Origin of the sequence: Bacillus sp. ISO11 (assembly GCF_003458115.1) — a bacterium.
Classification (GTDB): Bacteria; Bacillota; Bacilli; order Bacillales; family Bacillaceae_G; genus Bacillus_A; species Bacillus_A cereus.
The window spans coordinates 44,227-66,515 of sequence record NZ_QXCO01000028.1; the positions used below are offsets into that span (position 1 = coordinate 44,227).

Genomic DNA, 22,289 nt, shown 5'->3' on the forward strand with positions numbered 1-22,289 from the left:
TGATTAAAGTTTCACTTTATTCAGTAAGTAAAACTTTACAAAATAAAAAAATCGGTATTGATAATTCCATATCAATACCGATTTTTTATAATTATTTTCCTTCTATTAAATCATTCGCCATTTTCCTAAATTCTTGATTAAATGCATCATTCATACCATTTTGGACGTTAGAAAATAATATGACAAACGTTCGTTTATCCCAGTTAAAATTATTAAAAGTGTTCCAGCCAGCTAATACACCGTGGTTATGATAATAATCTGGGTAAATATAGAAACTAAATCCATATTTTCTTGCAGGTGATGCAGAAAACATATCTGATACACTTTGTTTAGAAAGTAGTTTACCATCCATAATAGCTTCATCTAACTTTTTCATATCTTCAACAGTCGTATACATTTCACCACAACCATACAGCCAGTTCATTTTTAAGCGAGGTGTGGCTATTAACTTATTATCTTTTTTCGTATACCCTTCTGCTAAGAAAATATCTTCTGGGAGTGTTGCGCCCATTCCAGATTCATTCATTCCAACAGGAGTCAAAATATTTTCTTTCACATATTCAGCAAGTGGTTTATTTGATATTTTTTCTACAATATATGCAAGCACCATATAATTATAATCTGTATATTTCCATCCTGTCCCTGCTGGAAATTGTAACGTTTGTGCCCCAATCCACGTTACTAACTTTAACCGTGATGCTGCGTCAACACTACCTTGTCCCTGTTCTGGTAATCCAGACGTATGTGTTAACAAGTTTCGTAACGTAATATTTTTATCTGCTGGAAACGATGGGATATATTTATTTACATTGTCTTCAATGTTCAACTTCCCTTTTTCTTTTAGTTGCATAATAGATATTGCAACAACTGTTTTCGTAATAGAACCAATGCGATATTTCGTTCTTGGCGTTGTTAATACTTGATCTTTCACATTCGCATAACCGTAGCCTTTTCGTAAAATGACATGATCTTTACTTGCTACAAGAACACTCCCATTAAATCCTTTATCTTTTAAGTACTGATCTAGTTTTCCAGCTGCAATTTCATAACGCTTTTTCTCATTCGCATCAATTTCCTGCTTAACATCTTTTTGCTTACTATTTACATTAGAAAATGCCTTTGTATCATATTTTTTTCCTTTATTTGCATGTATTAGTGTAACAACACTTCCACAAAAAACAGCAAAAATAAAGAAAATGATTAACCATTTCTTTAACATACTAGGAACCCTCTTTTATCTAGTTTCACTTAACGTATATCCATTCTATTTTATATCTTTTAATTATCAAGTATATTATAATATTATTTAATATTCACTCTGTTAAAACTAGATTCCTTTTTCTCATTTTCAATTTTGACTACTCTCTATTGTATTTCTTTCTTGCAAAATTTCCAACATACAATCGGATGCATTACACTATAATTTCAAATTCTTTTGTAACATTTGTTACATACTAAAAAGAGTGGAGATGTACTATGAAAAACACCGATAAACGCAATCGTTTAGATGATAAGATGTTTCATTATCGGATAACAAAAAATAACATGTTATTAATTGAATATTACGGAAAACAAATTATTACATTAAAAGGAAATGACGCTAAAAAATTTTTAAATAAAATAAATCATGCAAATAACGATAAAGAAAAACAGCTAATTATGGCTAAAATTACAGGTAATTTCAAAAGAGGCAATGAACGAAATTGAAAACGAATCTCATTTACATTTTGATTATACAACAAATAAAAAAAGAAATGTCGCTCATTCAACATTTCTTTAGACTTTCTTCATAAAAAATTTACATTGCTAACATTCCTTCATTTTCTATACTTCCCATATAAGCTAACCGATGAAATAGTTAGTAATACAACTATACATAACCACGCATACGTATATCCCTTCTTATCTACAATATAACCAAATAAAGCAGGCGCAGCAATAATTGCAATTTGATTTAATGTAAGTGCAAAACTCACTGTCATCCCTACCGATTCTTCACTTGCTGATTCCGCAACTTCAGCTATAAAAAGACTAAACCATCCAATTGAAAAGAACCCTAACAATGCACTTACACCATACAATACATTCGTTATTGTATGTATGCTCATTACTAATATTAGAATGAGGAAAATAGAAATACAAACAGTTATAAATAAGGGGATACGCCGATTTCCCTTATAAAACAAATCACTAGTAGCTGCTAACATAACCCTACCAACCATTCCAGAAAAGAACATAACGGAAAATACTTTTCCAGCTAAAATTGGCGTGATTGATTGTTCCAATACTAAAAATTTTATAAAGTGTGCAACTAACACCATTTGCAATGAAATCATACAAATGCCAGTTATATAAATTGCATACAACTCTTTTTTACACATCACTTCTTTTAACTGCATCCAAAAAGAAAGTTTACTACGTTCTTGTTTAACTTTCTCTTGAATATATGGTTCCTTATAAAATATAAAAAATAAAAACCCTCCAATTATACAAATACATGCAATGCTATTTACCGCATAGGCCATATTATATTTTATTGTAAGAAACGGGATCAATACTCCCGCTAATGTACCACCAATCGGTATACCGGCTTGTCTAATCCCCATCGCTAACCCGCGATTTTCTTTTGAGAACCACTTCATTATCACCTTACTTCCTCCTGGCTGCGAAACACTATAAAACGTTCCTACTAATAAAAGTACAAAGAGTAACCTATTAAATTCATTGACCATATTAGTCAGTAAAAACGAACTTCCTAGTAAAAATGAACTTATCGAAATTAACAACTTTTCATTGTATTGATCAAGTAGCCGCCCGACAAAAAGCATACAAAATAGCGGTCCTATATTTACAACACTTACTAACAATCCAATCTCCGTATTCGTAAATGCATATTCTTCTTTCCAAAATAAAGCAAACGCTCCAACACCATACGTTATAAGTGTCGCTGTTGTTTGAGCAACCGTCGCAAAAATTAACATAACCCACTTATAAGTACTATTCACCCTTTCTTCCATTAACACAATAATCCCTCCATCCCCTTCCATTGTATGAAAGTTCTGATATCATATAAAATAAAGATTTATCATGTAATCCATCAAAAAAAATGATACCTTTTCTGGAGGGATGATACTTGGATATAAAAGATTTAACTGTATTTTACGAAGTTGCGAAAGAAAAAAACATATCTCATGCAGCTAAAAATTTAAACTATGTACAGTCTGGCGTAACAATGCGTATGAAACAACTAGAAAACGAATTAGGTGTGCCTTTATTTTATCGAAACGGAAAAGGTGTAACTTTAACTTCTAACGGTGAGATTTTATTAACATACGCCAAACAAATTATCCACTTAATGGATCAATCTGTTAAAGCAGTTCAAAGTAATGGGATAGAACCAAGAGGCACTTTAAAAATTGGATGTACAGAATCTACAACCGCTGTAAGACTTCCATCTATATTAATGGCCTATTATGAGAAATACCCAAAAGTCGAATTAATTTTAGAATCAAATACGACGGAACAATTAATTAGGCTTGTACTAGAACGAAAACTGGACGGAGCGTTTATAGCTGGCTCTACTCAGCATGCCGAACTTCATACAAATATATTTCGTGAAGAAGAATTAGTTCTCATTAGCAAAAAGCCTTTATCTTCCTTTAAAGACATAGGAGACATGAATTTACTTGCATTTAGTCACGGGTGCTATTATAGAAATTTATTAGAAGATTGGCTTCAAGAAGAAGGAATTTCACCTAAGCGAGTATTTGAGTTTGGAACAATTGAAGCGATACTCGCATGTGTAAAATCAGGTATGGGCATAGCAATTATGATGAAGTCTATTTTAAATGGTCATAAACATGACATATCATTCAATCCTTTACCAAATAGCTTCCAAAAAGTTCCTACTACTTTTATTACTAGAAAAGATATATATCACTCTGCTGCATTACAAAAATTTATGGAGATGACTCACAATGCGTGAAAAGAAAATACGTGGTATGAAACGAAAAACAAACACTATGATAAAGCGAATTGAGGAACATACAAAAATGTTCCCTTCTACTTTCTATAACGATGAATACTGGAATATGCCTTTACCAGTTTCTCAAGCTTTTATCGATTCTTGTAAAACGCCTAGAAAAGTAAAACGATTATGTATTCAAACCTTATTAAATCAAGCAAATCATTTAATAAATATAAAACCGAGCGATACCCATACATATCGAGTTGTTGTTTTGATTTCTATAAATAATTTATGGGATTCGCAAATCATTATATTTAAAAATGAGGACTACTTTCATAATTTCTTTAATAGAGATAGTGAATTTCAAAAATGGATTCTTCTTTCAAATGAAATTGATTTTTGGGAGACATGGGAAATTTCAGTTTGTCATTCCTTCAAAACGCTTCACTTTCAAGAAATTATTTATGATGCAGATGAATGCTATGAAAAAGAGATTACGTTTATCGGGGAGTTAAATTAAAAAGGGTATACCTAAAACACTGGTATACCCTTTTCCACTTATTTTTCCTTTAATACACTATGTAATCGATCCGGATAATTTGTAAACATTCCTGTAGCACCCCATTTGATTAACAGTCTCATATCGGGTTTCTCATTAATTGTATAAGGGTGAATTAACAGTCCATTTTTCCTAGCCATTTTCATATATGACTCATCAATAATTAGTTCTCCGTTATCATTACGTAAGTTTGGTCCAATACCAGCTGCATACTTTTTAATTTCTTGAAAATCATCATTTGTTACACTTTTCGGTTCATGTGTAATACCAGACCATTCAACAATTTCATTGTTTTCATTTGGATAATACCAAAGCAATTGAACTAACGGAATATTTTCATTCATACTATGAATCTTTTTCAAACTATCTTTACTAAATGATTGAATCATAACACGGCTAGAAGACATGTTTTGGCCTACTAAATTATATTTTTGTAACAACGTCAACAATTTCTCTTCCATTCCTGGATACACATCTGGTGATTTTGTTTCAATATAATACTTCATACTTCTTCCATACTTTTGGAAGATTTCTTCAAGAGTTGGAACCTTTTGCCCAACATACTCTTGCTTAGCCTTTTCTGGATACGCTTTATTAAACCATGATCCAGCATCTAAACTCTTTATTTCGCTTAACGTTTTATCTCGTACTTCGCCTGTTCCATTTGTAGTGCGATCAACTGCTGTATCATGCATTGCAATTAATTGGCCATCCTTTGTTAATTGAATATCTAACTCTAAATAATCCGCTTTCATTTTTTTAACTAAATCATAAGAAGCAAAAGTATGCTCAGGTGCATGTCCACTTGCTCCGCGATGTGCAATATTTAAAAGCTTATTCGTATTCCATTCATGCTTCCCTTCTGCTTTCGCATGAACAGCTCCCCCAACAAAGATACTTCCCGTCATAAAGAAAATAACTAAAACGCTAATAATCTTTCTCATCCTTCTAATCCTTCCTACGTTGCAAATTTCAACAAGCTAATGAGATTTACACGAAATAGAAGACACACTTTCATTATTTTTATAAACCTATATTAAAATTCCAATCTTACAAATGTTTTCTATATTATTAATATAGAAAACTAGTATTATCCTATTTAATTTCTATAGCCCTCCTTTTCACATGTAACTCCCTATTTTGTACGGTTCATTCAATAAAAAAAGCCATAAATTATTTAGAATACACTCCTGTATCCCTAAATAAATTTATGGCTTTTCTCAAATATCTCCGGCCTCTATTAACTTGTCGAATTTAATCATATCAAACCTATTGAAATTTGTGAATATTTTTTTCAGTACAGTGAAGTACATAAAACAATATTTCTGTAGTTACTTAAAAATCACATAATAAATTTCTCATTACCTCTTCCAATACTATATCTGGATTTACTACCGTTTTTTCCGAACGCCATCCGATAAAGCCATCTGGTCTAATTAATACAGCACCTCCATTCTCTATACCATATAATTTGCTAAAAATATCTTCTGGAACAATAAAGTCTCCACTTAAGCCAACACGATACCCTTTTAGATGTATTCCTAATTTAGCTGAAACAGCATGTGCTGCCTCAGCCCAAGAACTATTTTCTACTCCTGTAAGTAATACAAAACTGTTACCGAATAAGTCTAATGTAGAAACTTTCTTCCCCTCATACGTTCCCCATAAATGTGGCGCTCGCGTTCCAGGTCTTCCGTTCAACTCTATGCTATCCATTCTATGCGGAGTGACTGAATCATCTATAATCGCCTCTGAACAATACTGATATCCAACTGTAACAACTAAACCATCCATATTATTCAAACTGCCTTCCTCTCTATTCGCAGCACGAAACAGTAAACTACTTGCATAAGCTGTCGTTAATTTTGCAACAGAGTGTCTCTCCTCATGATATGTTTCTAACAATTTTGGTTTTGCCTTCCCTTTTATAACAGCCGCTAATTTCCAAGCTAGATTGTGCGCATCTTGTATTCCTGTATTTGAACCAAATCCTCCTGTTGGCGGCATAATATGTGCAGAATCGCCAACTAAAAAGGTTCGATTTCCTTGAAATTTCACCGCTGTACTTTCAGCGGCTTCCCACGGTAAAACACTTAATATTTTTGATTCAACATTTGTACTTCCAATTGCTATTTGAATAATTTGTTTACAACGTTCTATAGTGAAGTCCTCTAGCCCCTCTCCTTTTAATGGATCGTAGGCTACATGATAAATCCATTTTTTTACGTTATCAACCGGGATAAGTGCACCAAGAACCTCCGGATGAAGTACCATCGAAAAACCGAATGCATCTCCTTGTATAAACTCACTTAAATCAGCTTCAAAATAAATATTCATATAATAGCCACCAATGGTTCCACGACCCTCAGTTTTAATCCCTAACTGCTCACGTATTTTACTTTTCGCTCCATCCGCTGCAATTACATAGTCACAATGTATGACACTTTCTTTTTCTGTTTCACGATTTCGAATCGTTGCTTTTACCCCGTTTTCATTTTGTTCAAATGAAACTAATTCATGATAAAAAGATAGTTGCTCGCCTAATGTTTTCGCTTCTTGTAACATCATCTCTTCTAAAATAATTTGATAACACGCAGTTTGTTTTGATGGACTAATCTTTTCTATTTTTTGAAGTAACTCTTCATCGTTTCCGTATTGCGTCGCTCTCATTTGTTCCAATTCTTCTTTATTCGCCTCAGCTATTGTATGAACCGCTATTCTTCCTCTGCAGTTCTCTAATGCTTTACCTGCCAATTTAATTCTTTTTTCCAAACCTAATTCTCGAAATAACTCCATTGTACGTAAAGTAAGACCGCCTGCTTTCGGATGAATGGCAGTAGACGGATGCCTTTCAATAAGTAAGTACTCAATATTATGTTTTGCAAGAAATAACGCAGACGCTAACCCAGATAATCCCCCTCCAACAATTAAAACTGGTACATAATTCGATTTCATATATTTACCCTCCACATCATTGTTCTGAGCTCAGTGACATAAATATAATCAAAAAAAACATTAAAATATAGACTTATATTTCATTTTGAATTATCATATAGATAGATTACGCCCCAAAATTCCTTTTACCTTTTCATACATCTATAATCCACCTGAATTGTGTCTGTATGAAAGTGTAAAACAAAAGAATGTACTTTACGTTGAACCATGTTCTATCGTAAAAATCAAAAATAATACAAACATTATAAGCGGTCGTAACCTTATGGATTATACAAGGTTACGACCGCTTATTTTATTGTTACATCATTTTTTGTTTTTAAAACTTCATCTATTGTGTTATGTAATCCTTCCAATCCCTTTTCTATCTCCCTATAATTTTCAACAATAAAAAATTCATTCGTCTCGATTTTCTTTCTCAATATTGCACCTCATACAACAATCATGTAGCATTACCGTATCGAAGTAATGGTTCATCATCTTAAACCTTTCGACTAATTACCTGGAGGCAAAGTGATTGAAATGAATAAACAAGAACAATTAAATATTATAAAAAAAGATTTTATTGATTCTCAAAAAGTATTATTGGCAATTGGTGATGAAACACGTCAAGCTATTTTATTAGTGCTAATGGAAACGGAATGTCAAACAGGATTACGTGTAGGAGAAATTACGAAGCAAACACACCTTTCCCGTCCAGCAGTATCACATCACCTTAAGATTTTACGAGAAGCTGGCATTATTTTAATGAGAAAAGAAGGTACAAAGAATTTTTATTATATTGATATACGTACAAAATTAGGTTTATTAAAAAATCTTGTATTAGATATTGAGAAGCTATTGCAAAACTTTTATTAAAACTTGGAGGTATAAGAAATGAAAGCAATGATAATTGATAGATATGGAAAAGTCCCAATGCGTATGGCAGAGGTACCTACTCCTGAAATTAATGGGTATGAAGTGCTCGCAGAAATTCATGCAGCTAGTATTAACCCAATTGATTTTAAAATACGTGATGGAAAAGTAAAGATGTTACTGAAATATGAAATGCCTCTAATCCTTGGTAATGACTTTTCCGGTGTCATCGTGAAGGTTGGATCGCAAGTAACTCGTTTTAAAGTCGGCGATGCAATATATGCACGTCCAAGAAAAAATAAGATCGGTACTTTCGCGGAATATATAGCCATTCATGAGGATGATATAGCTTTAAAACCAAAAAATTTAAGTTTTGAGGAAGCCGCGTCGATTCCACTCGTTGGCTTAACATCCTATCAAGCACTACATGATATTATGCATTTACAAAAAGGACAAAAAATATTAATTCACGCTGGGTCCGGTGGTGTTGGTACTTTCGCAATTCAGTTAGCAAAAATAATGGGTGCTACTGTTACAACGACTGCTAGTGAAGCTGGTACAAATTTAGTAACGTCTCTTGGCGCAGATCAAATTATTAATTACAAAACAGAAAAATTTGAAGAAATACTCAAAAATTATGATGCAGTATTTGATACAATCGGCGGAACAACACTTGAAAAATCATTCAATATTATAAAAAGCGGAGGAAACATTGTTTCAGTTTCAGGTATGCCGAATGCTCGCTTCGGTAAAGAATTTGGTTCAGGCTTCTTTAAAACTCTCTTATTTTCATTAGCCAGCAAAAAACTTACTGCACTTGAAAAAAAGCATAATGCTCAATATTCATTTTTATTTATGAAGCCAAGCGGGGATCAATTACGTACTATTGCAAACTATATTGAAGCCGGAAAAATCAAACCGGTAATCGATCGAGTTTTCCCTTTTGAAGATGCTCAAAAAGCAATGGAATATTCAGAGTCTGGAAGAGCAAAAGGAAAAATAATTGTAAAAATTAAACAATAATAAAAACCTCCATTTTCTTAAAATGGAGGTTTTAAATTTGCTGTTAAATAGACATAGTGCAATGAAGTCCTTACAATAGATTGCAAGGGGAAATATTATATTATACTTTTAGTTAACTTTACAAAGAATACATACGTACAAATACATAACTTAAAATACAAAAAGGAGGAGATACAATGACTAAAAATAATGAAACAGGTTGGAATTTAGATAATAGTTATACGACTTTACCACAATCATTTTATACAGAAATCCCCCCTACTCCCGTAAGTTCACCGGAGTTAGTTAAACTAAACCATTCATTAGCGATATCTCTTGGCTTGACCCCTGAAGAACTGAAAAAGGAAGCTGAAATTGCTATTTTCGCTGGTAATGCACTCCCAGAAGGAGCTCATCCATTAGCTCAAGCATATGCTGGCCATCAATTCGGACATTTTAATATGTTAGGCGACGGTCGTGCTCTTTTAATTGGCGAACAAATTACTCCTTCAGGTAAGCGTTTCGATATTCAACTGAAAGGTTCTGGCCCTACTCCCTATTCACGCCGAGGAGATGGTCGTGCTGCACTCGGTCCGATGCTACGTGAATATATCATTAGTGAGGCAATGTATGCACTTGATATTCCGACTACTCGCAGTTTAGCAGTTGTCACAACTGGTGAAGCAACATATCGTGAAACAAAGTTACCTGGAGCAATTTTAACTAGAGTAGCTAGTAGCCATATACGCGTCGGTACATTTCAATATGCTGCAGCTCGTGGTTCAATAGAGGACCTGAAATCACTAGCTGACTATACGATAAAAAGGCATTACCCAGAAATTGAAGCTCATGAAAACCGATATACTGCATTACTACAAGAAGTCATTAAAAGACAAGCCAGTCTTATCGCAAAATGGCAACTTGTTGGATTTATCCACGGTGTAATGAACACTGACAATATAACGATTAGTGGCGAAACAATTGATTACGGTCCTTGTGCATTTATGGACAATTACAATCAAGGAACCGTATTTAGCTCTATTGACACACAAGGTCGTTATGCATATGGAAATCAACCATATATGGCCGCATGGGACCTCGCTCGATTAGCAGAATCTTTAATACCAATTCTGCACGAAGATGAAGAAGAAGCATTAAAAATCGCCCAAGACGAAATTTCGAAATTTAGCGTACAGTATGAAAACCATTGGTTCCTTGGAATGAAAAAGAAATTAGGACTATTTAGTACCGAAGAACAAGATCAACCACTTATTGAGCAACTTTTAAAAATGATGGAGAAATATAAAGCAGATTACACTAATACATTCCGTTCATTAACTCTTGATACGTTAGAAAATATCCCTCTATTCGATAGTCCTGAATTTAAAAAATGGTACAAACTGTGGCAATCTCGATTAGAAAGACAAGAACATTCGAAAGAAAACGCCTACGAGATGATGAAAAATAATAACCCATCCATCATCCCGAGGAACCACCGTGTAGAAGAAGCACTAGAAGCAGCTGTCACAAATGGCGATTATAGCGTAATGGAGAAACTTCTTGAAGCTTTATCAAATCCTTATGCGTATTCTACAGATCAAGAAGAATACTGCATTCCGCCTGCACCGACGAATCGCCCTTATCGTACTTTTTGTGGGACTTGATTGTTTAATATGTAAAAAGGTGCGTTCATATAAATTGTGTGAACGCACCCTTTTTATATCCCCCACTCAACTAAAACTTTAAAATGCACATCCCCCGATGCCATTTCTTTAATCCAAAACAAATTCTACATTATTCCAATAGACTTACTCGTAAGCTTGTTAAACAAATATTGAGAAATATAAAACATCATTCCTAAATATTTTTATTTTTGATACTATATTTTATAAGAATATTCAAAAAGTGAGGGGATTTCATGAACGTTCAACTACAAGGTAATGAACAAATTACAAAATTATTTAATGACTGGTATAGAGCTATCTTACAGCATCAAACTACCCATGCAACAAAAATAAAAAAAGATATTGAAAATATCATCTCTAATTCAGAAGAAGATACAAACCTACAATTGTATTATTCACTTTTTAATTTCAGATACAAAATTTTAACAGATGGTTTAAATATTAATAAAGATGATTTTAATAAAATTGATTCTTTCCCACTTCCAGAGAATGGGCTATTTTCTTATTATTATCATTTTTTCAAGGCTATTCACAATACAATTATTGGAAACTACAATGCAGCAAAACACCTTTTCGAGAACGCTAAAAAGCTGCTAATACACGTATCTGACGAACTAGAGAATGCTGAATTTAACTACCGCTTAGCTTCCTATTATTATCAAACATATCAACCACTAGTAGCAATCCAATCTGCAAATGAAGCTAAAGCGATTTTTTCAAAACATATAAACTGTGAAATTAATGTTGCTTTGTGTGATAACATCTTTGGTTTATCTTGTATTGATTTAAAACAGTTTGAACAAGCTGAAATTAGACTTGATTCAGCATTAAATATTCTACAGAAGTATTCAGAGGAGACTTTATCATTAAGAGTACGACATAATTTAGCTTGGCTATATGCAAGTCAAAACCTTTCAGAGTTAGCAATGCGTCATATTTCAGAGGTTACAACTAAGCAACCAAATCACTTTAAAGCACTTTTTGTTGAAGCACGTGAATACTACAAGCTTGGAGAATATACTCAGGCTAAAGAACTTATAAAAAAAGGATTAAACATTTCAAATAAACTAGAAAACAAAGAGTTTCAATATCGTTTCATGATTTTAAGAGAACTAAATAATAAAACTTCTATAAATGATTTAGAAATGATAATTTTGGAAGGAATTTCTTACTTTAAAACAGAAAACCTTTGGGAATGTATACAAGAGTACACTGATGTTCTAGCAAATATGTTTTATGAAAAAGAAGACCATATAAAAGCTAGTCAATACTTTTACATGGCCAATCAAGCAAGAAAAAAACATGAAGAAAAGGGAGCTTTGATATAATGAAAAAGATTAAATTGAGCATCATTGGCTTAGCTGTTATTAGCATCACAACTCTTGGATTAAGCTTCACCTCAGAAACACCGAAAACACAGTTAGGATATGTAGCATTAAACATTGGGGACACCCCGGCACCCCAAAGACCTGACCTTGTTCAATCCGTTGACGTAAGTAAAGACTACAACTCAACAACAACTGAAAAAGCACTTTAAAAAACGGAAGACCTTCAATTAAGAATGTCTTTTTAAATACGCTTATTTAGAATATTTCCCTTTCATGTAGGCTTTATTTTCTCATCAACTCCGCAATCCTCTTACTCTCCTCACTACCAACTTTCTCAAGTTTCTCCACAACTAAATTCTGTCTCTCTACAGAATGATTTTGACTTAACTTCGCTTTTCCTTCTATTTTATTTATCTTTATTTTGAATCCAACTATTCCCTTACTTAATCCTCCCATATAATTCGGATCTACATCATTAAGTGAGTAGGTGCTCTCTGGATCTTCATATTTATTTACTAAATCTTGAAGAGAATCTACTAATGTCTTCTCATCTTCAACAATTTCTAATTCACCATATACATGCACTGCAACGTAATTCCATGTTGGTACTGCATTGTTTGTTTCATACCATGACGGAGAGATGTAACTATGTGGTCCTTGAAATATAGCTAGTACTTGCTGAGTCCCAATATCTTTCCACTGTTCATTCGGCCGTGCGAAGTGACCATGTAAAGTAAGGGCCTCCCTATTTAATAACAACGGCAAGTGCGTTGCATATGGTTCTCCGTTATGTTGAGAAAATAATGTCGCAAAGCTATTTTGTTCCATTATTTCGTACTTCATCTCTTCATCTTGTATTGCGAAATATTTTGGTATGTACATAAGCTCCCTCTTTTCCGCTCTTTTCTATTTTGTTTCCTATTATATTTAGTAACCGCATCAATCAACAGGGCCAGTTTGTATTTGTTTTATAATGGCAGCTTTCTATTTCAAAACAATAGGCAGCATGTATTCCATGCTGCTTTAGTTTATTTTTTCTAATATATTTGTAATAAATACGGTCTTACCCTCAATATAACTAGATCGATTTTTCGACTCTCTTGCTAACTCTTCCTTCAAGTTTCCATACTCATTAGCTACTTCAGTATGTTCACGAAGGTAATCTCGAAACACTATATGCCTTCTCAACTCTTCACTATTTTTATCACACACATATAAATGATGTTCCATCCAAACTGTATTTCTCTCGTTCCATGGAACGAACGTATCCTTTCTTCCAAACGCCTCTCTTCCTTTAAAGCTCCATTCTAACTGATGATAGTACCCTATCTTCTCAAGTTTTTTTACTACCTCATGAAAAATTTCGTACTCTTCTATTACAATATCAATATCTAGTATTGGTTTTGATGCAAGCCCTTTAACAGATGTACTCCCAACATGTTCAATAGATACAATGCTGTCTTCCATTACATTGTTAATAAGAGTGTATATTTTATTAAATTCACTTTCCCATTTGACATTATATTCTTCGATAGCAATTCTCTGCTTCAACGTACCCCTCTTCTCAAAACAAATTATAACCGTTGAATATGAGTATCCTTAAAATCCGTCTCATATTTCAATCCATATCCAAACATTCGATCCATTCCAATATGTGCTGTCCATATTAAGCCAATCATTATAACGATATCCATCTTAAAATAGACACCTATTAGAACAATTAATATGGATATGATATATGTGTGACATACATTATATATTTTCGCACCAACGTGATTATTAATCCCATATGCTAACATTGATAGATCCGGCGCTAAAAGGAATACAAAAAATATAATCCAACTAAACTCATATATCGAATACATATAAATCGTGGCTAAAAATACAACCATTCCTTCAAAATGTACAATACGTTTTTGCATTATTTATCATTCCTATTTTTCTATATTTATTGATACATTTTCATCGCTGAAAGTATTCTTTTTATTTTTTGACCAGATGGTTGCTAATATTGGCCCTGCAATGTTATGCCATACTGCCGCTAATACACTTGGGAGTGCAGCAACCGGTCCAAAATGCAAAATACTTTCCAGCTATATTACTTTCATCCACTCAGCCCCTATCTTTTAATTGAAACACCTTTTTCGGATTCAAAATATTTTGCGGATCAAGAACTTTCTTTATTTTCTCCATTACAAATAATGCCGCCCCATGTTCTTCTTCTTGATACTTTCGTTTCCCGATTCCAACGCCATGTTCTCCTGTACACGTTCCTCCTCGTTTAAGAGCATACTGAACGATACTTTCATTTATTTCGTCTGCCTTCTTCACTTCCTCCTTATCATTTGTGTCAATCATTAAGAGTACATGGAAATTCCCATCCCCAACATGACCGAGAATACCGCCAATAAGCCCTACTTTATGTAATACCTCTTTCGCATGTTGAATCGCTCCAGCTAATTCCGAAATTGGTACACATACGTCTGTACTCATTAGCTTTTTACCAGGATAACTATGCACGTAAGAGTACGCTAAGTTATGTCTTGCATCCCACAGCTTATTTCTCGCTGCTGTTTCCGTCTCAAACGCAATTTCTATACATTTATGATCAAGAACGATTTCTTTCGTAAATTCAATATCTTGCTTTAACCCTGCTTCATTGCCGTGAAACTCTAAAAACAGTGTCGGTTCTTCTCTGTAACTTGTTTCATTGTAATAATTTACTTGTTTCATAGATAATTCATCAACGAGTTCAATTCTCGCGATTGGAATACCTGCTTGTAATATGTTAATTACAGCTTCTACTGCATCATTTATAGTTGGAAACGATGCCCTCGCAGCCATAACATGTTCTGGTATACCGTATACTTTTAAAGTTAACTCCGTGAAACATCCAAGTGTTCCTTCTGAGCCTACGAAAATACCATTTAAATGATAACCTGATGATGACTTCGCTGCTAAATTCCCGGTATGTATTACTCCTCCATCAGCAAGAACGACTTCTAAATCTCGAACTTGATCACGCATTACCCCATACTTTACCGCTGTCGTTCCGCTCGCATTTGTAGCAGCCATTCCTCCTAACGTTGCATCAGCTCCTGGGTCTACACTAAAAAATAATCCATACTTTTTCAATTCTTTATTAAGCTGAGAGCGCGTCACCCCTGGCTGTACTCTCACAAGAAAATCCTTTTCTCTTATTTCAAGTATTTTGTTCATAAGAGAAAAGTCCATTGTAATTCCTTTTTCGTAAGGAATTACATGTCCCTCTAAACTGGACCCTACTCCAAATGGAACGACAGCTGTTCCGTGCTGAATCGCTATTTTCATTATCGCGCTAACTTCTTCGGTCGTTTTTGGAAAAACAACTACATCAGGTAAACTACTACTATGGTAAGATTCATCTTTACTATGTAACTCTCGTACTGTCATATTTATTACTACTCGATCTTCAGGAAGTATGCCTTTTAATTCATTTACTACATGTTCAATTGTTATTTCCATAATCAACTCTCCTTTTTAATTTTAAAACAAGTATACCATCTTTATACAAAATAATCAGAAAAATAAGATTATTAAACCTGAACATACAAAAAAGAACCTGCAGCACACGCTACAAGTTCTTTTTCACTACATTTTAAACGATTTCTTTATTAACAACATAAACCAAATTAAAGTAACTGCCATCAACGAATGAGAAAATCCTACAATATAAGTTAACCCTTTAAAGTCAGCTCCATTTAACTGAAGAAGCCCTCTCGCTGCTAGCGAACCTAACATTAATGTTAATGCAATATTATGTAAAACAAACCACTTATTAAACCCTTGCACTTCATGAAACGCGAATACTTTTGCTAATCCTAAAGCAATTAAAAAGAAGAAAAAGCCAAGTACAAGTGTATGCGTATGCAAAAGATTTAACAAAGTAGACCCTAAAATCCCTTTATACTTACCATACTCCCTAGCGAAAATCCCTGATAATAAACCGATAATCAAATACGTAAACGATGCATTATATAATTTCTTCATTATGTACCTCCTTGAGTAGAATGTATAGTGTGTCATATTTAGTAATAATGATAGTTATATAGTAAAAACTCCTAGTCACCTAGGAGTCATTGTATAAGCATCTCACTCTTTACAATTAATCCTAATTATAAGATATCTCTCTATACAAAACAAACGAACTTTATGTGAACAAACACCCCCATTAAAATATGTTGCACTTTTGTTTTACACAATCCATACTAATTGTTATAACTTTTTAAAGGTGGTGTAATTATTGATAGTTCTTGAAACTGAACGTCTTAATCTTCGCTGGTTTGATATAAAAGACGCTCCTTTTATTCTTGAGTTAGTAAACGATCCTGCATGGATTCAGTTTATCGGTGACAAAGGAGTTAGTAACTTAGAAGATGCAAAAAATTATATTGTAAACGGTCCCATCGATATGTATAACAAACTTGGATTCGGCCTTTACTTAGTAGAACGAAAAAAAGATCTCACTCCACTTGGTATGTGTGGCCTTATTAAAAGAGATTCATTAGAAGACGTTGATATCGGGTTTGCCTTTTTAGAGACATTCCGTTCAAAAGGATATGGCTACGAGTCAGCTTCTGCGATAATCGAATACGGTGTACAAAAGCTCGGCATGAAACGAATTGTAGCAATTACTTCTGTAGATAACATCGCCTCAGGAAAGCTTTTAGAAAAAGTAGGATTACGATTTGAGAAAATCATTTCAGATTCAGGAGAAGATTTAAAATTATTTGGGTATAACGCATAGTAAAGAAGGTCGCCGTGAATGGTGACCTTCTTTACTATTTTACTGATCTCGTCATAATACTTTTAGTTCCATTTATAGTTTTGCAGTAATTCTTGTGATTACTACTATGCCTTTCATATCACATTTTTTGGAAATTCATAGAAATAAAACTTTCACATTTAAATAAATTATATTAATATATCAAATAAAGGAAGTGAGAATAAATGGAACAACCGCTATTTTTATTAGTTCTTCAATTCATTGCATTCATATTAATCATTTGTATCGTATATGGAATGTTGTACAATACCGTATTAAATTTAAATATGCCTAAATGGACTGCACATATAGTAGCTACGGTCTTTTCCCTTGGTATTACCTATCAAGCTTTTATAAATTTTATTTGAAAAACTTTTGTAGCAATTACTTCTATTGTTGATGCAGTAAAGCTTTTAGAAAAAGCAGGATTGCAATTTGAAAGGGTTATTTCAAGATCAGAAAACGTAACCATTTTTTATACAGTCTTTCCAGCGCAAAATAGTGAAGAAGTTAGTTCCGCTGAAAGTGTGTTTGCATAACAAGAAATGAATTTAATTGATGCTACAAAAATTTTATTTTAATTCTGGTTCTATTGTTTGGAATCGTTCTAGGGTACCATTTGTGTGGACTTTAAAAATTTTCATTTGCGCACCAAAATGTTGCGTTAAGTAAAATGTATCACCAGTTATTAAATTTCCAATCTTCCAATCAGGTTGATATGTACTTTCCATGGAACTTTCTAAATCCCCAATCATTATTAAATTGATATATAATGAAGATGAACTACTCAACATTTTCGTTAAAGATAGTCTATCAACCTCTAACTACCTAATGAACTCAAGTAAACACATCTTCAGTCATTTTAAGAGGTACAAAAGGCACCCTTTCGGGTGATTTTTGTATAAAAATTCTATTTTTTTATATTCGATACCAACCACGAACCTTTTTAAAATAATAGTATCATTATGTCTCCTTTTTAGAGATTATTTTTAATTACCTTTAATTTTTTGCACCAGAACCGGAAAATCCCTGACTACTCGAAAGATCAACTATCAAGTGCTAATATTCAATAACGCGTACTGAAAATGATTAAACATTTTTATAAACCCGTGGAACATTTAAGAAATCAATTTTTCTCTTATCGAAATTTAATTAGCTTACAGTAATACAGTGGTCATATATTTTTAAGAATAACGGAAGAATATATAGAAATTGCTACAGAAATGTGAAGTTTAATTAATTTAGGAGGAACAAACTTGTTTAATCAGCTTGTAAAAGTTATACCGAATTTATTTACGATTGGAAATTTATTGTGCGGTGTTTTCTCAATCACCTTGAATATGAGTGAATATTTAGGAGCAGCCTCCATTCTCATTTTCTTTTCAGCTGTTTTAGATTTTCTTGATGGAAGAATTGCAAGAAAATTAAAAGTGAACAGTGAGTTTGGCGTAGAATTGGATTCCTTAGCTGATATTGTTAGTTTCGGCGTCGCTCCTGCGCTTTTATTTCATACGATAGCAACACCTTCTATTTTAACTTCTTTGGCATTTATCCTATTCCCAACAATGGGTGCTTTAAGATTAGCTAAATTTAGTATTAAACCAACTATTGGATATTTTAAGGGATTACCTATTCCAGCTGCAGGATTATCATTGGCTGGTATGGCATTGTTTTCATATAGTAATGCATGGATTACTTTAATCCTCGCCCTCTTAATGGTAAGTCCCATTAGGTTTAAAAAATTTTAATGAAGGTCACGCCCAACGCCATTAAGGAGCATTTTAAATGGATTTAACGCGTCAATAAGTATAAAAAAGCAGGACAATAATATTAAATTAGGTGCCCTTCGAAAAATTAAAACCTTGTATTTATGGCTATTGGGTTAATCCATCGATATGTTATTCTGAAACGTCAGTCCACTTTTAACAGGAGCTCCCTTTATCAAGAGAGCTCCTGTTCTTATTTCTTCTTCTTTTCTGTCGGTTGGCTTTGTTTAGCAAAATTAGATGAATCATCAAAATTCGGTTGCTTTTTACCAGCATTATTACTTCTACCTTTTCCCATATGTAATGCACCTCCCCTCCCCCTTACTATTCCCAATAAAAAAATTCTCTTGCATCAAAGAGAATTTTAAATTGGGTTCTTATTGATAATACCTAAGTACTTCCAACACTGCCATTCCATAAAAGATGGATCCAATGTTAAATTATTTAATGCTAAAACAAATATTACATTTTCATATTTAACTGGATAATCAATTAATAATCCTAATGTATTTCCTGAATCTGCGACAATTATGATTCCCTTTTCTAACACGTCATCTATAACTTCTTTTAATTATTCTTACCTAGCATATAATATTTTCCTACACATTGAGATTGCATGTTGTATAAGGAAGCCCTTCTTCTTTCCATGCAAGAAATCCTCCCTTTAAATTCACTACTTCCTTTATACCAGCTCTTTGTAAAATACTAGCTGCTATAGCGGAACGTAATCCGGTTCGACATTGCAAAACTATTGGAAAATCTTTCGGTATATAATCTAGTTGTTCAAATAGATTACCTAAAGTGATATGTATTGCATCATGAAGGTGTCCTTCCTCCCACTCTTTTTTACTACGCACATCGATAACCTTAACGCTTCCACCTTTTATATGCGGATATAATTCAATCGATGTTTTTTCTTTGTAACTTTCAAATCTATCAAGTCTTTGTATTACTTTTAAGGGTGCAAAAGCAATAATATTATCTAACCCAATAGATTCAAATTCTCTAATAACTGCCTCTACTTTAACTTTTTCCTCATCTAGAATTATTAAAGTTTCTTTTTTATAATCTAATAACCATCCACACCAAGTTGTGAAAGAATTGTTATAAGGTATGTTAATTGACTTCTCGATATGACCTGCAGCAAAACTCTCTACATCCCTTATATCAACTATTTGATAAACGCTCTTCAAAATTTCTTGAAGTTCTTCTACTGTATTAATAGCAGTACTTTTTCTCTTCTTACGAATTGGCGGACCATACTTATTTAAATTCTTCATTAATGAAAAATACTTTGGAGGCTCTGGCTGTCCCGTCAATAAAGTCGATATAAAATCACTTTCTTCATTACACCGAAATGCCCAATTGAACATCTTTTCATAACCTAATGTAGAAGTTGGAATTGCTCCTAATGCTTTTCCACATGCGCTTCCTGCACCATGTGATGGCCATATTTGCAAATAATCAGGAAGTATTTTTATTTTTTGTATAGAGTCAAATAATTGTTTTGCTCCTATTTTTGCAGTATCTTTCATACCGACTGCAGTTTCTAATAAATCCGGCCTTCCTATATCTCCTACAAATATAAAATCACCTGTGAATATCCCTATCGGCTTATCATTCGTATAGTTATTTTGACTTGTATCAGTTACTAAAAAAGAAATACTTTCAGGCGTATGCCCTGGGGTGTGAATTACATCAAATTTTATATGACCTACTTTAAACTCTGTACCCTCTCTAACCAATTTGTATCGACCTTCGTTAAGATATTGATATTTCCAATCACAATCTCCTTCATCAGATACATATAAATTTGCATGATAAAGAGTAGAAAGTTCTCTAGACCCAGAAAGAAAATCAGCATGAATATGAGTCTCAGCCGTAGCAATTACTTCCATCCCTTCTTTCTTAGCAAATTCTATATATTGTTCTATATAGCGACTAGGATCAATAACGATTGCTACGCCTTCTTTCTGACAACCGACTAAATAGGAAGCATGTGCTAATTTTTCATCATAAAAATATTTTAAAAGCATATCTATTCCCTCCAATTAGTTATTTCAAATTGATTTTCAATTTTTGTAACCACTTTTTATCTTCTCCTATAGAATCCCTTTCAACATTAAATTCCAATACATATATGGCAACATATATCTTTTAAGTAAAAACATACTATACCTTTCTTTCGCTTGATTAAATGGAAACGTTTCTTGTGGCTCATGTTCATAGTTAAATTCAGCGAGTATAAGACTTTTATATCCTGTAATAATCGGACATGATGTATATCCATCATATTTAGCCTGTAAATCTCTTCCGCTAAGTACGTCCATAATATTTTGTTTTAAGACGGGTATTTGTTTTCGAATTGCTGCTCCAGTTTTAGAGGTAGGTAAATTGGTACAATCTCCAAGTCCAAAAATATTTTTATATTGCACATGCTGCAAAGTATAAGGGCTTATATCTACCCATCCCTGATGATCACTTATCTCACTCTCTTTAATAAAATTAGGTGGCCCCATTGGTGGAACAACATGTATCATACTATATGGTACGGTTTCTCTTTTTAGTGTTTGCGTATCTTCAAAAATTGCCTCTCTCTTTTCGGCGATAATTTCCACTAAATTTTTATTATAATTCGTTATAATTTGCTTTCTTTCTAGTACTTGTTCTAAAGTATTTGCATATCGTGGAACCTGAAATATGTTATTGTTTGCAGAATAAAACATTACTTCACTTCTGTTTCTTACACCACTATTACAAAAATACTCCTCTGCTAAGTACATAATTTTTTGTGGAGCACCACCGCATTTAATAGGAGTATTAGGGTGGGTAAAAAGCGCATTTCCTCCTTTAAATTTTTCGATTTCTCTCCAAGTAGAATCAACAGATGTATAAGAATAATTGCTACATACCCCATTAGTGCCAATAGACTCTTTTAAGCCTTTAATACTGTCCCAATTTATTTGTATACCAGCTGCTACAATAAGAATTTCATATTCAAGTAACAGTCCGTCATCTAAAAGTATCTTATTTTCAGATGGAAATAACTTAACAACACTTTTAGGGATCCACGTTGCCCCTTTTGGAATAAGCGATTCCTGATTACGCATCGTACTTTCCTTTGAAACAATTCCTCCCCCCACTAAACTCCATAGTGGCTGAAAGTAATGTTTTTTTGATGGATCAATAATTGCTATACTTTCTTTAAATAGGGGTACATTTCGTAATAAATGTGCAGTAGAAGATAGTCCTGCTGTCCCAGCACCAATTACAATAATTTTATAACTATCTCTGATCTTCATTATCCTCTTCCTATCTAAAATTGATTTTTAAATTAACTAATTAGTAGCCATTTTTTCATCGTAGTAACA

24 protein-coding genes and 1 pseudogene are annotated in these 22,289 nt (G+C 33.2%); 11 read left to right on the forward strand and 14 right to left on the reverse strand.

The genetic code is table 11. The annotated features are described in order from the left end of the window. Positions 1-91: 91 nt before the first annotated feature. Complete coding sequence (locus D1166_RS23835; RefSeq protein ID WP_000915173.1) at positions 92-1,219, reverse strand: serine hydrolase domain-containing protein; 1,128 nt, start codon at positions 1,217-1,219, stop codon at positions 92-94. Between the two features lie 257 nt (positions 1,220-1,476). On the opposite strand from D1166_RS23835, the gene D1166_RS23840 reads away from it, so the two are divergent. Next, a complete protein-coding gene (locus tag D1166_RS23840) occupies positions 1,477-1,707 on the forward strand; it encodes a hypothetical protein (RefSeq protein WP_000798789.1) in 231 nt (76 codons plus the stop codon). Between the two features lie 110 nt (positions 1,708-1,817). On the opposite strand, the gene D1166_RS23845 is transcribed toward D1166_RS23840, so the two are convergent. After that, positions 1,818-3,047 (reverse strand): MFS transporter, encoded by a 1,230-nt coding sequence (locus tag D1166_RS23845; protein WP_118043442.1) that lies wholly within the window; start codon positions 3,045-3,047, stop codon positions 1,818-1,820. Positions 3,048-3,133: 86 nt separating this feature from the next. On the opposite strand from D1166_RS23845, the gene D1166_RS23850 reads away from it, so the two are divergent. Continuing rightward, positions 3,134-3,985, forward strand: coding sequence for a LysR family transcriptional regulator (locus D1166_RS23850; RefSeq protein WP_000351684.1), 852 nt, complete (start codon positions 3,134-3,136; stop codon positions 3,983-3,985). Further along, complete coding sequence (locus tag D1166_RS23855; RefSeq protein ID WP_001208331.1) at positions 3,978-4,487, forward strand: DUF3916 domain-containing protein; 510 nt, start codon at positions 3,978-3,980, stop codon at positions 4,485-4,487. Before D1166_RS23850 ends, D1166_RS23855 begins: the two co-directional genes overlap by 8 nt. A gap of 38 nt (positions 4,488-4,525) precedes the next feature. On the opposite strand, the gene D1166_RS23860 is transcribed toward D1166_RS23855, so the two are convergent. The 3 genes from D1166_RS23860 to D1166_RS31905 all read right to left on the reverse strand — a co-directional run bounded on the left by D1166_RS23860 (position 4,526) and on the right by D1166_RS31905 (position 7,900). Beyond that, a complete protein-coding gene (locus D1166_RS23860; protein ID WP_001226364.1) occupies positions 4,526-5,470 on the reverse strand; it encodes a glycerophosphodiester phosphodiesterase in 945 nt (314 codons plus the stop codon). Between the two features lie 391 nt (positions 5,471-5,861). Next, positions 5,862-7,481 (reverse strand): FAD-dependent oxidoreductase, encoded by a 1,620-nt coding sequence (locus D1166_RS23865; protein ID WP_097856312.1) that lies wholly within the window; start codon positions 7,479-7,481, stop codon positions 5,862-5,864. A gap of 287 nt (positions 7,482-7,768) precedes the next feature. Beyond that, complete coding sequence (locus tag D1166_RS31905; protein ID WP_001227549.1) at positions 7,769-7,900, reverse strand: hypothetical protein; 132 nt, start codon at positions 7,898-7,900, stop codon at positions 7,769-7,771. A gap of 91 nt (positions 7,901-7,991) precedes the next feature. Here D1166_RS31905 and D1166_RS23870 point away from each other — a divergent pair, with 91 nt between their 5' ends. The 5 genes from D1166_RS23870 (at position 7,992) to D1166_RS23890 (ending at position 12,557) form a co-directional block, all read left to right on the forward strand. Continuing rightward, a complete protein-coding gene (locus D1166_RS23870; RefSeq protein ID WP_000571870.1) occupies positions 7,992-8,336 on the forward strand; it encodes an ArsR/SmtB family transcription factor in 345 nt (114 codons plus the stop codon). Between the two features lie 18 nt (positions 8,337-8,354). Continuing rightward, positions 8,355-9,356 carry an NADP-dependent oxidoreductase gene (locus tag D1166_RS23875; protein ID WP_000646448.1) on the forward strand — a complete coding sequence of 334 codons (1,002 nt, stop codon included), beginning with the start codon at positions 8,355-8,357 and terminating at the stop codon, positions 9,354-9,356. Positions 9,357-9,532: 176 nt separating this feature from the next. Next, positions 9,533-10,999, forward strand: a complete 1,467-nt coding sequence (locus D1166_RS23880; protein WP_000164925.1) for a protein adenylyltransferase SelO — start codon at positions 9,533-9,535, stop codon at positions 10,997-10,999. A gap of 254 nt (positions 11,000-11,253) precedes the next feature. Then, positions 11,254-12,348 carry a response regulator aspartate phosphatase gene (locus D1166_RS23885; RefSeq protein ID WP_001102728.1) on the forward strand — a complete coding sequence of 365 codons (1,095 nt, stop codon included), beginning with the start codon at positions 11,254-11,256 and terminating at the stop codon, positions 12,346-12,348. After that, positions 12,348-12,557, forward strand: a complete 210-nt coding sequence (locus D1166_RS23890) for a hypothetical protein (protein ID WP_000721431.1) — start codon at positions 12,348-12,350, stop codon at positions 12,555-12,557. Before D1166_RS23885 ends, D1166_RS23890 begins: the two co-directional genes overlap by 1 nt. A gap of 73 nt (positions 12,558-12,630) precedes the next feature. Here D1166_RS23890 and D1166_RS23895 read toward each other — a convergent pair whose 3' ends face one another. The 6 genes and pseudogenes from D1166_RS23895 to D1166_RS23920 all read right to left on the reverse strand — a co-directional run bounded on the left by D1166_RS23895 (position 12,631) and on the right by D1166_RS23920 (position 16,377). Then, positions 12,631-13,230: an FMN-binding negative transcriptional regulator gene (locus D1166_RS23895; protein ID WP_097856311.1), complete on the reverse strand. Its 600-nt coding sequence runs from the start codon at positions 13,228-13,230 to the stop codon at positions 12,631-12,633. Positions 13,231-13,371: 141 nt separating this feature from the next. Further along, positions 13,372-13,899, reverse strand: coding sequence for a GrpB family protein (locus D1166_RS23900; protein ID WP_000813523.1), 528 nt, complete (start codon positions 13,897-13,899; stop codon positions 13,372-13,374). 23 nt (positions 13,900-13,922) lie between these two features. Then, the gene (locus tag D1166_RS23905) at positions 13,923-14,270 is read right to left on the reverse strand and encodes a DUF4260 domain-containing protein (protein ID WP_001172065.1); all 348 of its coding nucleotides are present in this window, start codon (positions 14,268-14,270) and stop codon (positions 13,923-13,925) included. 12 nt (positions 14,271-14,282) lie between these two features. After that, positions 14,283-14,426, reverse strand: a pseudogene (locus tag D1166_RS23910) (bile acid:sodium symporter family protein); the annotation flags it as partial. A 34-nt stretch (positions 14,427-14,460) separates the two neighbouring features. Beyond that, positions 14,461-15,852 (reverse strand): FAD-binding oxidoreductase, encoded by a 1,392-nt coding sequence (locus D1166_RS23915; protein WP_000406571.1) that lies wholly within the window; start codon positions 15,850-15,852, stop codon positions 14,461-14,463. A 126-nt stretch (positions 15,853-15,978) separates the two neighbouring features. After that, positions 15,979-16,377, reverse strand: coding sequence for a DUF2871 family protein (locus D1166_RS23920; RefSeq protein ID WP_000737896.1), 399 nt, complete (start codon positions 16,375-16,377; stop codon positions 15,979-15,981). A gap of 253 nt (positions 16,378-16,630) precedes the next feature. Here D1166_RS23920 and D1166_RS23925 point away from each other — a divergent pair, with 253 nt between their 5' ends. After that, a complete protein-coding gene (locus D1166_RS23925) occupies positions 16,631-17,134 on the forward strand; it encodes a GNAT family N-acetyltransferase (RefSeq protein ID WP_000636208.1) in 504 nt (167 codons plus the stop codon). A 203-nt stretch (positions 17,135-17,337) separates the two neighbouring features. Beyond that, positions 17,338-17,520 (forward strand): hypothetical protein, encoded by a 183-nt coding sequence (locus tag D1166_RS23930; protein WP_000437513.1) that lies wholly within the window; start codon positions 17,338-17,340, stop codon positions 17,518-17,520. 204 nt (positions 17,521-17,724) lie between these two features. Here D1166_RS23930 and D1166_RS23935 read toward each other — a convergent pair whose 3' ends face one another. Then, positions 17,725-17,907 carry a DUF5065 family protein gene (locus D1166_RS23935; protein WP_002000399.1) on the reverse strand — a complete coding sequence of 61 codons (183 nt, stop codon included), beginning with the start codon at positions 17,905-17,907 and terminating at the stop codon, positions 17,725-17,727. A 501-nt stretch (positions 17,908-18,408) separates the two neighbouring features. On the opposite strand from D1166_RS23935, the gene pssA reads away from it, so the two are divergent. Then, on the forward strand, positions 18,409-18,900 hold the full coding sequence (pssA, locus tag D1166_RS23940; RefSeq protein WP_000483080.1) for a CDP-diacylglycerol--serine O-phosphatidyltransferase: 492 nt from the start codon (positions 18,409-18,411) through the stop codon (positions 18,898-18,900). Positions 18,901-19,517: 617 nt separating this feature from the next. Here the strand turns inward: pssA and D1166_RS23950 are convergent. Both D1166_RS23950 and D1166_RS23955 read right to left on the reverse strand, forming a co-directional pair. Further along, positions 19,518-20,954, reverse strand: coding sequence for an MBL fold metallo-hydrolase (locus tag D1166_RS23950; protein WP_118043443.1), 1,437 nt, complete (start codon positions 20,952-20,954; stop codon positions 19,518-19,520). A 66-nt stretch (positions 20,955-21,020) separates the two neighbouring features. Then, the gene (locus D1166_RS23955) at positions 21,021-22,220 is read right to left on the reverse strand and encodes an FAD/NAD(P)-binding oxidoreductase (protein WP_000701886.1); all 1,200 of its coding nucleotides are present in this window, start codon (positions 22,218-22,220) and stop codon (positions 21,021-21,023) included. Between the last annotated feature and the right edge of the window lie 69 nt (positions 22,221-22,289).

Bases quoted from the DNA above. Each gene is read 5' to 3' on its own strand.
- D1166_RS23835 (WP_000915173.1), bottom strand. From the start codon at position 1,219: ATGTTAAAGAAATGGTTAATCATTTTCTTTATTTTTGCTGTTTTTTGT.
- D1166_RS23840 (WP_000798789.1), top strand. From the start codon at position 1,477: ATGAAAAACACCGATAAACGCAATCGTTTAGATGATAAGATGTTTCAT.
- D1166_RS23845 (WP_118043442.1), bottom strand. From the start codon at position 3,047: ATGGAAGGGGATGGAGGGATTATTGTGTTAATGGAAGAAAGGGTGAAT.
- D1166_RS23855 (WP_001208331.1), top strand. From the start codon at position 3,978: ATGCGTGAAAAGAAAATACGTGGTATGAAACGAAAAACAAACACTATG.
- D1166_RS23860 (WP_001226364.1), bottom strand. From the start codon at position 5,470: ATGAGAAAGATTATTAGCGTTTTAGTTATTTTCTTTATGACGGGAAGT.
- D1166_RS23865 (WP_097856312.1), bottom strand. From the start codon at position 7,481: ATGAAATCGAATTATGTACCAGTTTTAATTGTTGGAGGGGGATTATCT.
- D1166_RS23875 (WP_000646448.1), top strand. From the start codon at position 8,355: ATGAAAGCAATGATAATTGATAGATATGGAAAAGTCCCAATGCGTATG.
- D1166_RS23880 (WP_000164925.1), top strand. From the start codon at position 9,533: ATGACTAAAAATAATGAAACAGGTTGGAATTTAGATAATAGTTATACG.
- D1166_RS23885 (WP_001102728.1), top strand. From the start codon at position 11,254: ATGAACGTTCAACTACAAGGTAATGAACAAATTACAAAATTATTTAAT.
- D1166_RS23890 (WP_000721431.1), top strand. From the start codon at position 12,348: ATGAAAAAGATTAAATTGAGCATCATTGGCTTAGCTGTTATTAGCATC.
- D1166_RS23895 (WP_097856311.1), bottom strand. From the start codon at position 13,230: ATGTACATACCAAAATATTTCGCAATACAAGATGAAGAGATGAAGTAC.
- D1166_RS23905 (WP_001172065.1), bottom strand. From the start codon at position 14,270: ATGCAAAAACGTATTGTACATTTTGAAGGAATGGTTGTATTTTTAGCC.
- D1166_RS23915 (WP_000406571.1), bottom strand. From the start codon at position 15,852: ATGGAAATAACAATTGAACATGTAGTAAATGAATTAAAAGGCATACTT.
- D1166_RS23920 (WP_000737896.1), bottom strand. From the start codon at position 16,377: ATGAAGAAATTATATAATGCATCGTTTACGTATTTGATTATCGGTTTA.
- D1166_RS23930 (WP_000437513.1), top strand. From the start codon at position 17,338: ATGGAACAACCGCTATTTTTATTAGTTCTTCAATTCATTGCATTCATA.
- D1166_RS23935 (WP_002000399.1), bottom strand. From the start codon at position 17,907: ATGATTGGGGATTTAGAAAGTTCCATGGAAAGTACATATCAACCTGAT.
- D1166_RS23950 (WP_118043443.1), bottom strand. From the start codon at position 20,954: ATGCTTTTAAAATATTTTTATGATGAAAAATTAGCACATGCTTCCTAT.
- D1166_RS23955 (WP_000701886.1), bottom strand. From the start codon at position 22,220: ATGAAGATCAGAGATAGTTATAAAATTATTGTAATTGGTGCTGGGACA.